Here is a 12,378-nt window from a genome sequence, read left to right on the forward strand (position 1 = left end):
GCGGACCGATCAGACCCGCATCGGCATCAGAACATACAATGCAGAAGGTGATGCTGTGTCACGAACCAGCGTTGGAGCTGAGCTATCTGCGAAAGCAAACTCGACTTCAACATCGATCTGATCCGTGATGTCCGTCAGGTACCGCGCCTGAAAGCCAATTTCGATCGGAGGCGCGTCATACGTGACCGTGCTGTCGTCCAACTCTTCCTGTGCCACGCCCTGATCGGGGCTGATGGCCGACAATGTCAGCATGTTGTGCGTGACAGAGAGCTTGACTGGGCGGGAGCGCTCTTGGCTGATGGCAGCAACGCGACCTACCGCAGCAGCGAAATCCTTTTTCGTGATACGCAGAATGCGGTCATTGCCCTTGGGGATCACGCGCTCATATTCCGGGAACGTGCCGTCAATCAGCTTTGACGTCAGCAGGACAGGTCCAGCTTGGAACTGAATACGTGTATCTGAAAGGGAAACCTCCAGATCGGCCGCGCCCTCGTCCAGCAGCTTGCGAAGTTCAGCAACGGTCTTGCGCGGGATGATAACGCCCGGCATGCCACGTGCGCCTTCCGGAAGTTCGGTCTCGACGCGCGCCAGGCGATGTCCATCCGTTGCGACGGCGCGGAGCATCGGGATGGCGCCGCTTTCCGTAACGTGCAGATAGATGCCGTTCAGGTAATAACGCGTTTCTTCGTTGGAAATCGCAAATTTCGTCCGGTCGATCAGGCCACGTAGCGTTCCTGCAGGAATGCGGAAGCGGTGCGGGAGATCGCCAGCAACCATGGCCGGAAAGTCATCAACTGGAAGAACGTTGAGGCTCGTCGCGTAACGGCCCGCACGCAATGCGAGGGGCGCATCGCTCTCAGGATGATCGAACTCGATTTCCACGCCGTCTGGCAGTTTGCGCACAATTTCGAAAAGTACGGCTGCGGGGACTGTGGTGGAACCTAGGCGCTCACCTGCTGCCGGAACGTCTTCGACGACCGCAATTTCCATATCCGTGGCCGTGAGGCGAAGCACATCGCCTTCATAGGACAAGAGAACATTCGCCAGAATGGGAATGGTGTTCCGCTTTTCTGCAACGCCATGAATATGCGCCAGGGCCCGTTGCAGCAGGGTGCGGTCAACCTTGAATTTCATCGTTTTTTTCCCTGGGTCGGCAATCTTTAAGTTTTGCCGTTTCTTAGCAGACAGCCGTCTCCGGTGAAAGGCACCGAAGGCGACTTGTCGTCTTCCTTAACCTTCGAGCATCCGGCGCAGAAGTTCGACGTCTTCTGCAAAGGACGGATCCTGCTCCATCAGTTCACCAACGCGATTAACCGCATGCATGACGGTTGTGTGATCACGATTGCCAAACTTGCGTCCGATCTCGGGAAGAGAGCGGCTTGTCAGTTGCTTTGCGAGGAACATTGCCACCTGCCGTGGGCGAGCAACAGCACGTGCACGGCGCGCAGAAGACATGTCCGTCAGGCGGATATTCCAGTGCTCGGCAACCTTGCGCTGGATTTCCTCGATTGTGACGCGACGATCATGCGCTTTCAGCATGTCTTTGAGGACATCCTGCGTCGTATCCAGTGTGACAGGGCGCCCGACCAGATCGGCGTGTGCGACAAGGCGATTCAGTGCGCCTTCAAGCTCACGAACGTTCGATGTGATCTTGTGGGCAAGATACTCAAGCACCTTTGACGGAACATGCGTGCCTGAGGCTTTCGCCTTGGCTTCCAGAATGGAAATACGCAATTCAAAGGTGGTGGCATGAATATCTGCGACCATGCCGCAGCCGAGCCGCGTTCTCAGGCGGTCTTCGAGCCCCGACAGATCGGATGGGCTTTTATCGGCGCTGACAATGATCTGACGTCCGGCATCAACAAGGGCGTTGAACGTATGGAAGAACTCTTCCTGCGTATTATCCTTGCCGATCAGGAACTGAAGATCGTCGATCATCAGGACGTCCACGGAACGAAGCTGTTCCTTGAACTCCATGGTGGACTGCGAGCGGATCGCCGCGATGAAGCGATACATGAACTTCTCAGCTGACATATAGGCAACCGAGACATTGCCCGTCTTCGTCAGTTCAGACCCAATGGCATGCATAAGATGCGTTTTGCCGAGGCCGACGCCACCATACAGGAAGAGCGGATTAAAACCGGGGCTGGATGGCTTTTCGGCCACACGACGCGCGCAGGCATAGGCAAACTCATTTGGCTTGCCGACGATGAACGTATCGAAAGAAAAGCGTGGGTCCAGCGGAACAGCAAGATCGCTGCGAACCTCATGACTGGTGGCAACCTGCGCTGTCACTTCCTCGATGACGCTGTCACCGTCCGTCTCAACTGATGGAAGGACTTCAGGTAGGCCACGCTTGACCTGCAGTTCAATGCCCTGCACGTCCTGTCGTTCGGTACGCCACAAGGTCTGGAGACGCTCTTCGTATTGGCTGCGAACCCAGTCTCTCAGAAAGCGCGTCGGCAGATAAAGGATGAGTTCACCATCCTCCAGTGGGCCAAGAACGATCTGACGAAGCCAGGTGCGGTATTCGACTTCACCGACCTCGCCCTTCAGCTTCTCGCGAACCCTGTGCCAGGAAGTTTCCAGCGGGCTCGACGAGCCGGGGGCGGAGGCGCTGGCGTCCAGATACTGAGCGTTTTCCACCTATGGTACCCCCTTTCATTTCGGCCCCGGGACTTGCGGGGCGTCTGTCTTGATTCCCTGCGCGCAGGGTGAATACGTCCTCAACGGGAAGTGACCACACAAGCTGCATGGCGCTTCAGAAAAAGCTGACGCTTCCCGGAGAAAACAGAGCCTCTGGCACTGACTTGATCTGACAGGATAGGCGTCTGGTCAGACCGAAGCAAGCTGGAACACGAAAGGTTCAGAAGTGCTGCAGAGGGGTGTTGCCATATAGTCAAAAAAGAACGCGCTCCCGTGAGAGAGCGCGTTCTTCAGTTCAAACCCTGCAAAGGGTCTCAGGCCGTGGCGAGAGACTTGATGCGGGCAGAAAGACGGGACAGCTTGCGGCTGATCGTGTTCTTTGCAACGACACCCTTACCGGCAGCGCGCTGCATTTCAGGCTGTGCAACCTTGTATGCTTCGGCAGCAGCCGTCTTGTCACCGGACTGGATGGCCTGTTCGACCTTCTTGATGAAGGTACGCATACGGGACATGCGGGCGACGTTGCGCTCGCGGCGACGTTCGTTTTGACGGATGCGCTTACGGGCAGAAGCTGTATTTGCCATGGATCTTTCGGTTCAGTTAGCGGTCTTGTCGCGGAAAATGATTGGCGCCCTCTACCCGTCATGAGCGGCGGCGTCAAGCGTTTTACACATTTTATACACACTGCCACCAATGGGGCGGAGGCCACTATTTCTGGCAGTTTGCACAGAAAAATGTCGAGCGCCCCGCCTGGGTGATGCGTGAAATGGTGGAGCCTGCCCCACATTGGCGGCATACCTCGCCTTCCCGCCCATAAACAAGGTGGAGATCCTGAAATCCCCCTTTCGTCCCGTCAGCCTGAACGTAGTCTCTTAAAGAGGAGCCTCCTGACGCGATGGCCTCTTCCAGAACAGTTCGAATGGCATTCGCAAGGCTGTCGGCTTCTTCCTCTGTCAGCGTTGTGGCCGCGCGTGCGGGATGGATATGGCTTCGGAACAGCGCCTCACACACATAAATATTGCCGAGGCCCACAATCAGCTTCTGGTCCAGAAGCGCTGTTTTGATCGGCGTACGGCGACCCTGCAGGACCGTATGAAGATACGGGCCAGTCATATTCGTGGATAAAGGCTCGATTCCCAGGCCGCTCAGAAGGCGATGTGCGTTTTCCTGGTGTGTGGGAACCACATCCACCATGCCGAACCTGCGTGGGTCAACGAGGCCAGCGCGTGCTCCGTTTTCCGTTTGCAGGACAAGGTGCTCATGTTTTGGCGGAGTCGTATTCATGCCTGACTGCCCAAGGAGCAGTCTGCCGGACATTCCCAGATGGAGCATCATGCTCCATCCGTTCTCGACGCGCATCAGGATATACTTGGCGCGACGATGGAAGGAGAGCACGGTCTGCCCTTCAAGCCTTTCCCGGAGATCCAAGGGAAATGGCCACCTCAGGTCAGGGCGGTTGACAGTAACGTGACGGATCCTCTGCCCCTGAAAGGCATCCTGGAACCCACGCATGACGGTTTCGACTTCTGGAAGCTCTGGCATGACTGGTCACAAAGATATATCGATTGCCCCATGACCGATAGCGCTGAACATAACGTCCCGCCCTTCCCGTCTTCCGAGCAGACCGGAGACACCACGGATTTTGGTTACCGCAATGTCCCGCGGAACCAGAAGAAGACAATGGTCAGGGAGGTGTTCGAGAGCGTCGCTGGCAAATATGACATCATGAATGATGTCATGTCTCTGGGGATCCATCGCGTTTGGAAGCGGATTTTCGTGGGCATGCTCGGTGCCCGTCCGAACATGAAGCTGCTGGATCTGGCTGGCGGTACAGGTGACATTACATTCGGCTGGCTTCGTGCAGGCGGTGGGCCGGCCATTCTCTCTGACATTAACTCGGCAATGTTGTCCGTCGGGCGCGACCGCGCAATTAAGGCTGGTCTGATTGGCCAGATTGAAGTGTGTGTCGTTGACGCCGAAGCGATTCCCCTGCCCGATTGTTCTGTTGATCGCGTGACCATCGCTTTTGGTCTGCGGAACTGTACGGACAAGGATGCAGTGCTTCGTGAAGCGCGTCGTGTTTTGAAGCCGGGTGGACGCTTCTTCTGTCTTGAATTCTCTCGTGTCGAAATTGCGGCTCTCTCGCCTGTCTATGATACGTGGTCTTTCAAAGTTCTTCCTAAAATGGGGCAGTTGATCGCCAAGGACGCTGAGAGCTACCAGTATCTTGCTGAGAGCATCCGTATGTTCCCGGACCAGGAAACACTTGCTCAGATGATGCGGAATGCAGGTCTGGAGCGTGTTCAGTATCGCAACCTGTCTGGCGGTATTGCTGCCATTCACTCTGGTTGGCGTCTGTAATTGATGCGCCGCATTCTGCTGATTGTTGGCGGAGGAATTGCTGCTTATCGGGCGCTGGAACTGGTGCGCCTGCTAAAAGCAGACAATGTTTCCGTGACACCGGTTATGACGGATGCGGCAAAAGCGTTCATAACGCCTCTTAGCCTTGAAGCTCTGTCTGGGGAGCGGGTGCATGATGCGCTCTTTGCTCCCACGCAGGAGAGCGAGATTGGCCATATTGCTCTGGCACGCAGCGCAGATCTTGTTGTGGTCTGCCCGGCTACAGCCAATCTCATGGCCCGTATGGCGCATGGGATGGCCGATGATCTGGCCACAACGCTCCTTTTAGCCACCACGACGCCTATACTGCTGGCTCCTGCCATGAATGTGCGCATGTGGGAGCATCCCGCGACACAGGCCAATCTCGCCCTTCTGAAAGAACGTGGCGTGCGGGTCGTAGGCCCCGATGAAGGCAGTATGGCGTGTGGGGAGTTTGGTCCGGGGCGTTTGGGCCAACCTGACGTCATTCGGGACGCAATCCTAGAGGCGCTAGCGTCAGATCATTCTTTGGCCGGCAGACATGCTCTTGTTACTGCGGGGCCAACAGTTGAACCTCTGGATCCTGTCCGGTTTCTCTCCAATCACTCTTCTGGCAAGCAGGGCTATGCGATTGCCGCCGCTCTTGCGGCGCGAGGCGCAAAAGTAACACTTATCAGTGGTCCGGTTACTCTGTCCGTCCCGGCAGGTGTCGTCTGTGTAAAGGTTCAGACGGCACGTGAGATGTTAGGGGTATGTGAAGCCGCGCTTCCTGCCGAAATTGCCGTTTGCACCGCCGCGGTCAGTGACTGGCGCGCAAAGGCCGCGGCTCAGGGTAAAATCAAAAAGACCAGTGAAGGGCCGCCTGTTCTCGAACTGGTGGAAAACCCGGATATCCTTGCAACTCTCTGTCGACTGGCAAACCGGCCGAAACTGATCGTCGGCTTTGCTGCTGAGACTGATGACGTGCTCGACAATGCTGTTGCCAAGCGTCAGCGCAAGGGGTGTGACTGGCTGGTGGCCAATGATGTGCGTCGCGGTGTCTTTGGAGCAGACAGAAATTTGGTCAGCCTGATCACTGAGACGGGCATCGAAACCTGGCCTGAAATGGACAAGTCTCAGGTTGCCGGGAAACTGGCACAGCGGATTTCTGACGTCTTCGTCTCTTCAATCCCCTGAAAATCCAAGATAAGAAAGGCCCCATGATGACCGATCTTATTGATGTACGGATTACACGCCTTCCTCATTCCGAGGGGCTGCCTCTGCCAGCTTACGCCACCTCTGGCGCCGCTGGTTTTGACTTTGTTGCTGCAATTGCAGAACCCATCGTTATCGCACCGGGTGGCCGTGCACTTGTTCCCACAGGGCTATGCATTGCCCTGCCCTCTGCCTACGAACTTCAGATCCGCCCTCGGTCTGGCCTGGCCCTGAAGCACGGCATTACACTCCCGAATTCTCCTGGCACGATTGATGAAGATTATCGTGGGGAAATTGGCATTATTGTCATGAACGCCGGGAGTGAGTCCTTCACGGTAGAGCGTGGCACCCGCATTGCTCAGGGGGTTTTGGCGCCGGTTTCCCGTTTGAAGTGGCAGGAAGTTTCTTCTCTCGATGAAACGGATCGCGGTGCACGCGGTTTTGGCAGCACAGGCCACTGAGACGCTTCGGGACATGCAGAAAACACTTGAGCCTCCGGAAGAACCTTCCTTACTCTCGGTCATCATGAAACCGGGAGGACAACAGTCATCATGACGGGCAGCCCGCTGGCCATGCCCATTCGCGTCATGCATCGCTGGCGACAGCGTATGAGTGGCGTAGAGTTATCAATTCTGTTTGCCATGACGGGTCTGTGCCTTTTCTTTCTGAAGAGCGCAGTCTGGGTGCCAGGCACCCTGCCCTTGCCACTCAAGCCAGCATTCCCGATCTGGCAGGAAGTCGTCTGGACTGTTTTCCACGCGGCGCTGGCTCTGACGACAGTCGTTGTGGTGTCGCTCGTGCTGGCAGGTACGGCGCGGCAGTTTCCACGGTTTCGCAGTATTCTGGTGCCTGCACTCTCTGTTGCGCGCGCTGTTCCGGGGCTTGGCCTGACGGGGCTATTACTTCTATTTTTTCCTCCCTTTGTCGTGATTGTAGCGGCAGCGGCCTTCAATATGATCTGGCGTGTTCTAACGGCTCTTCTCGATGCCCAGGACACGCTTCCAGCCGAGCTTGAAGAAGTCGCCACAGGCCTGCGTATGACGGGCTGGCAGCACTTTTGGCGGTTGCAGGTTCCGGTTGCCATCCCTCTGGTGACGTTCCGCGCTGTGCAGGCCATTCCGGGGTTATGGTTTCGCCTGCTGTGTGTGGAGGGTCTTATGACTCTTCTGATGCGGCGTGACGTCGGAGGGTGCGGGGCGCAGGCACTGGTGGCGCTTGAAACCCATCATCTGAGCTGGTTTCTGGAGGCTGGTGTCTGCGCGGTTCTTCTGATCGTAATCATGGACCAGTGTCTGATCAGGCCTATGACCGGATGGGCGCAGCGGTACAGGCTGGATGGTCCTCAGCCACAAAAAAAACGTACGCACTCCTGGATGCTTCAGTTCTGGAGAGAAACAGGTCTACTGAATGGTGTTAGCGTGAGCTTGCACACGCTCATTAGCGGGGTTGGTAACTGCCGGATCGGCCGGACGATGCGTTACGTTCAACCTTCCTCCCCGAAATCCCTGCCGGTGCCTGGCTGGCTTATTCCCGTGGCCTCCCTGATCTTTCTGGGTGTCGCCGTTGCGCAGAGCCATCTGGCGACACGTTTGCCGTATGATGTGCTTGAGAGTGTTTTGACGCTTCTGCATGTTTGCGGGGCTCTTATCCTCTGCATCGTGCTCTGGTTACCGCTGGCTCTATTTTTCTTTGATGCTGGAGCCGGTATTTTTCGGGGCAGTAGGATGATTATTCTGGCAGGCTCGCTTTTCCCGGCCGTTCTTCTTTATCCTGCCTTCCGTGGGCTGGATGTCGTTCCCACCGCTGTTCTTCTGTTCCTTGGTGCGCATTGGCTCACGGGTGGGACGGTACTGGATGCCATTCAGGCTATTCCGGCGCCGTTCAGGCAGGTTGCGCGCGGACTGCGGCTTAAAGGCGTTCTGCTGTGGAAGCGTCTGATCTTACCAGCAATTGCACCTGATCTGTGTGGAGGCCTGCTTTTGGCCGCTGTTCCGATCTGGGATGCCGTGATGGTGGCTGAGGCGTTTGTGCCTTCTGATAGCGGACTGGGTGCGACGCTGCTGGCCGATATGCTTCAGGGGCAAATCGGCGCACAGATCGTTATTCTTATGCTTCTCACGCTTCTTTCCATGCTGCTTGATCGTCTTGTCCTTCAGCCCCTCGCGGTTTACGCCGCACAGAAATATGCAATCCGATGATCTATTCCCTGCTTAGCCTTCAGGACTGTCGCCAGATTTACCAGAAGGACAGCAATGCTGATCTTGTGGTGCTTGATCAGGTCAGTTTCGATGTGCGTCCTGGTGAAATCCTTGGGCTTCTTGGCCGGTCTGGTTCCGGAAAGTCTTCCCTCCTGCGGATTATGTCCGGACAAACGCCTCCTGTAGAGGGAAAGGTCTATTGGGAAGGCAAGCCGGTAGCTGGCCCACTGGAAAAGGTGGCGACAGTTTTTCAGTCGGGGGCAATGTTTCCATGGCTGACCCTTCGACAGAATGTGTTGCTGGGGCTGGAAGCGCAGCGCTTATCCCGTTCTGAGCGGGAAACGCGTGCCAGTGCCGCGATTGAGGTCATGGGGCTTGAGGGATACGAAAACGCCTATCCCAAGGAGTTGTCTGAAGCCCTCAGCCAACGTGCCTCGTTTGCACGAGCACTGGCGCTTCAACCTTCTCTTCTCATGCTGGATGAGCCTTTTTCTGCCCTTGATGTTCTGAGTGCGGAAAATCTAAGAACAGACCTGATTGAACTCTGGGCTGAGAAACGCCTCTCCTCGCTCAATGCGATGATACTCGCGACGCATGGCATTGAAGAAGCCGTGCTGATGTGTGACCGGATCCTAATTTTCTCGTCCAGCCCAGGACGGGTGACGCACGAAATTTCCGTTCCGTTTCCCCATCCGCGGAATCGGGAGGGCGCTGATTTTCGGAGTTTCGTGGACCAGATCTACACCCTCATGACACGACGTGCGCCGATCGTCTCGGAAGTCGATACTACGGTCGGTGTGTCGGCTGCTGCGTTGCCGCCTCTGTCCATTGTATTGCCGGACCTTCAGATTGAAGTGTTGGTTGGCCTTATGGAGGTTCTGAGCGGAGAGCCGCTTTCAGGACGCGCTGATCTACCGGAACTTGGTCAGCGTTTGCAGATGACGCTCGATGATCTTCTGCCGCTGGGAGAGTCCCTGCAACTGCTTGATCTTGCAGAACTGGAAGATGGAGACATTCTTCTCACGGATGATGGGCGATCATTCGTCGAGGGGGACGCCGATGCCCGCAGGGATATTATGCGCACGGCGCTCCTGCATTATCTGCCGCTCCTTCGCGTCATTCGAAGCACGTTGGATGAGCGGCCGAACCATGTGGTGGATGCCAATCGCTTCCGCAAAGCTCTCGAAGAGAACATGTCTCCCGATTATGCCCAGCAGACACTGACAACAGCTATCGGCTGGGCACGATATGCCGAACTGTTCGATTATGATGAAGAGTCAGACCGCTTCCATCTGGAAACGGAAGAATAGGATCTGCTTCTGCCCTTCAGCAGAAGCAGAAAACCCTTCAGGCCGGTGTCTTAAGACGGTCCCGGTATAGCTTGCGTGCCTTGGCAACCTTGGGCGCGACAACAGCCGCACAATAGGCCGTTTCCGGATTGCGGGCGAAATAGTCGAGGTGCTTTTCCTCGGCGCGCCAGAAATGCGCCGGGCCTTCAATAGACGTGACAATCGGTGCGGGCCAGATTTGCTCTGCAGTGATCTCGGCCTTTACCTCCTGTGCAACACGCTGTTGGTCGGCATCTCCGAAAATAACAGAGCGATACTGCGTCCCGACATCATTGCCCTGCCGATTGAACTGCGTGGGGTCATGGGTCGTGAAAAAGACCCGCAGGACATCTGCCAGAGAAATTTCCGCTGGATCAAACACGACCTTCACGACCTCTGCATGTCCGGTGTTCCCGGTGCAAACAGCTTCGTAGGACGGATTATCGACATGACCGCCTGCATAGCCCGGGTCTGCCGAGATAATGCCGCGCAGGCCGGTATAGACGGCTTCCACGCACCAGAAACAGCCTGCACCAAGAAGAATGGAAGAGTGTGCACTCATAAACTGAGTCTCCTGAGACGATAGCCTCTTCATATGGGGAGGCCTCTTCCTTATTTCACCACTGGTAACCAGATTGCGCTGGCAGCATTACCACCGCGATGAATAGTCTGGGTTGCAGAGTGATAGTCCGATGCTTTCGCGTCGAAGATATTCTGAACGAAGCTCTGAGGGTTGCGGTCATAAAGCGGGAACCAGCTGGACTGGATCTGGATTTGAATCCGATGGCCCTTCTGGAAAACATGGTTCACCGCCGGCAGCGTGAACTTGTATTCCTGAATCTGTCCTGCGGGTATGGCCGATGGGTGCGCGAAGTCATTGCGATAGCGCCCACGGAAGATGTCCATCGAAACTGGAAGCTCATACCCGCCCATTTCCGGACGATCCGGCGTAACGCCAGGCTGTACGTCGATGATTTTTACAACCCAGTCGGCGTCCGTGCCGGTCGTGGAAGCAAAAATATCGGCGGTCGGGACACCTGACACGCGCACAGGCGCGTCCAGAACGGGAGTTTCGTAAGTCAGAACGTCCGGGCGGCTCTCGGCAAAGCGCTGGTCCGTAACAAGCCATGCTTTCCAGCGGGAATCCCCTGCGTTGTAGGGGCGCGGCATGAAAGGAACAGGATGCGCAGGATCAGAGATATAAGCATCCGTGCCGGGGAGCGTCCGCTTGAATGACAGGCCGTGGTCAGGCTGAAGATACAGACGCTCTCCACGCATCATGCAGGTCGTGTCACACTCTGCGAGCCAGTTGCGGAAATGATCCCAGTGGTTTTCGCCCGTGTTGTAGATAATCGCTTCATCAAGATGCGGGTCAGCGCCATCTTTCAGATAGTGATCGAAGAATGGCCGCATGACGTTGGAGCGGTACCAAAGGGCCGTGTCACCTTCAAAGTGCAGTGGACCCAGCGTCGATCCATCATAATTGACGCCACTATGGCGCCATGGTCCCATAACGAGAACATTCGGGACCTGTGTGTGGTGAGCCTTGAGGTTCATCCAGGAATGGATCGCGCCCCACATGTCTTCCTGATCCCACAGGCCCTGTTCCCAGATTGTCGGGACCTTCAAAGGCTTACGGACCAGGATCTGGTCAAGCGCCTGTTCCTGCCAAAACGCATCGTAGGATGGGTGTGCTTTCAGGCGGTTCCACCACGGATACTGGTTCAGCCCTGCTTTGGTTGCAAATGCCCCCGTTGAGCCAGCCTGCAGGAAATTGGTGTAATCGTCGGCATCTGCGCGAGGAATTGTCGGCCCCTCGCCGGCTTCGCTCATCTGCATGGTGAAATAGTCGAGGCCAGGCTGACGGAACGCGCCGTAGTGGAACCAGTCGTCACCCATCCAGCCATCCACCATCGGGCTTTCCGGAGCGGCCACTTTGAGGGCTGGATGCGGGTCCAGCAACGCCATCACAACGGTCCAGCCTTCATACGAAGAGCCAGTCATGCCAACGCGGCCATTGCTTTCGGGAAGGTTTTTCACGAGCCAGTCGATCGTGTCCCACGCATCGGTGGTATCGTCTGTCTTGGTTGGGTTGAGGGGCCCGATCGGCGGGCGGGTCATGATGTAGTCGCCCTGAGACCCGTACTTTCCACGAATATCTTGGAAAACGCGGATATATCCTTCCTCGACGAAGACCCCATCGCCCTGAGGGCAAATTTCACGCATGGTTGGCGCGTTGGGAATTCGGTTCAGGCGCTCACTGGCATGATATGGTGTGCGCGTGAGCAGGATTGGTGCGTTTTTTGCTCCCTTGGGAATGACAATCACGGTATGGAGCTTCACTCCGTCCCGCATGGGAATCATGATGTCACGCTTGATGTAGTCCTGCTGATCAGTTGGCAGGGCGGCATGAGCTGGAATGTCGTTTCCGGTCTGGATCATGTCTGGCGTTACGGCGGGTCCAGCAGATGCCGGGGCAGCCAGTGCGGCAGGGATACAGGCAATGGAAAGAGCCGTTCCAAGGCTGAGAAGATAACGTTTCACAAAAGGCTCCTGATCTTTGGATGGATTTTGGCCTTGTGTGTTCCCATCTAGCAAGAGCGGGAGAGAATGCTTTTCATATCTTTCCTGCG

11 protein-coding genes are annotated in these 12,378 nt (G+C 56.3%); 5 read left to right on the top strand and 6 right to left on the bottom strand.

The window, feature by feature from the left end:
* Positions 1 to 9 precede the first annotated feature (9 nt).
* The 4 genes from dnaN to mutM form a co-directional block, all read right to left on the bottom strand.
* On the bottom strand, positions 10 to 1,134 hold the full coding sequence (dnaN, locus tag GCE01_RS08455) for a DNA polymerase III subunit beta (RefSeq protein WP_046901505.1): 1,125 nt from the start codon (positions 1,132 to 1,134) through the stop codon (positions 10 to 12).
* Between the two features lie 96 nt (positions 1,135 to 1,230).
* Complete coding sequence (dnaA, locus tag GCE01_RS08460) at positions 1,231 to 2,646, bottom strand: chromosomal replication initiator protein DnaA (protein WP_046901506.1); 1,416 nt, start codon at positions 2,644 to 2,646, stop codon at positions 1,231 to 1,233.
* Between the two features lie 314 nt (positions 2,647 to 2,960).
* A complete protein-coding gene (gene rpsT / locus GCE01_RS08465) occupies positions 2,961 to 3,230 on the bottom strand; it encodes a 30S ribosomal protein S20 (protein WP_046901507.1) in 270 nt (89 codons plus the stop codon).
* 124 nt (positions 3,231 to 3,354) lie between these two features.
* Positions 3,355 to 4,188, bottom strand: coding sequence for a bifunctional DNA-formamidopyrimidine glycosylase/DNA-(apurinic or apyrimidinic site) lyase (gene mutM, locus GCE01_RS08470; protein WP_099212419.1), 834 nt, complete (start codon positions 4,186 to 4,188; stop codon positions 3,355 to 3,357).
* A 30-nt stretch (positions 4,189 to 4,218) separates the two neighbouring features.
* On the opposite strand from mutM, the gene GCE01_RS08475 reads away from it, so the two are divergent.
* From GCE01_RS08475 to GCE01_RS08495, 5 genes are all read left to right on the top strand, one after another.
* Positions 4,219 to 5,007, top strand: coding sequence for a class I SAM-dependent methyltransferase (locus GCE01_RS08475; RefSeq protein ID WP_064273224.1), 789 nt, complete (start codon positions 4,219 to 4,221; stop codon positions 5,005 to 5,007).
* A gap of 3 nt (positions 5,008 to 5,010) precedes the next feature.
* Complete coding sequence (gene coaBC, locus GCE01_RS08480) at positions 5,011 to 6,201, top strand: bifunctional phosphopantothenoylcysteine decarboxylase/phosphopantothenate--cysteine ligase CoaBC (RefSeq protein WP_099212422.1); 1,191 nt, start codon at positions 5,011 to 5,013, stop codon at positions 6,199 to 6,201.
* Between the two features lie 23 nt (positions 6,202 to 6,224).
* Positions 6,225 to 6,680 (top strand): dUTP diphosphatase, encoded by a 456-nt coding sequence (gene dut / locus GCE01_RS08485; RefSeq protein ID WP_099212426.1) that lies wholly within the window; start codon positions 6,225 to 6,227, stop codon positions 6,678 to 6,680.
* A gap of 90 nt (positions 6,681 to 6,770) precedes the next feature.
* Positions 6,771 to 8,417: an ABC transporter permease subunit gene (locus GCE01_RS08490; protein WP_099212429.1), complete on the top strand. Its 1,647-nt coding sequence runs from the start codon at positions 6,771 to 6,773 to the stop codon at positions 8,415 to 8,417.
* The gene (locus GCE01_RS08495; protein ID WP_099212431.1) at positions 8,414 to 9,727 is read left to right on the top strand and encodes an ABC transporter ATP-binding protein; all 1,314 of its coding nucleotides are present in this window, start codon (positions 8,414 to 8,416) and stop codon (positions 9,725 to 9,727) included. The genes GCE01_RS08490 and GCE01_RS08495 overlap by 4 nt, the downstream gene beginning before the upstream one ends.
* Before the next feature lie 37 nt (positions 9,728 to 9,764).
* On the opposite strand, the gene msrA is transcribed toward GCE01_RS08495, so the two are convergent.
* Positions 9,765 to 10,307 carry a peptide-methionine (S)-S-oxide reductase MsrA gene (gene msrA / locus GCE01_RS08500; protein ID WP_099212433.1) on the bottom strand — a complete coding sequence of 181 codons (543 nt, stop codon included), beginning with the start codon at positions 10,305 to 10,307 and terminating at the stop codon, positions 9,765 to 9,767.
* Positions 10,308 to 10,357: 50 nt separating this feature from the next.
* Positions 10,358 to 12,289: a CocE/NonD family hydrolase gene (locus tag GCE01_RS08505; protein WP_064273462.1), complete on the bottom strand. Its 1,932-nt coding sequence runs from the start codon at positions 12,287 to 12,289 to the stop codon at positions 10,358 to 10,360.
* Positions 12,290 to 12,378: the final 89 nt, after the last annotated feature.

It is taken from the genome of Gluconobacter cerinus, from assembly GCF_002723935.1.
GTDB lineage: Bacteria > Pseudomonadota > Alphaproteobacteria > Acetobacterales > Acetobacteraceae > Gluconobacter > Gluconobacter cerinus.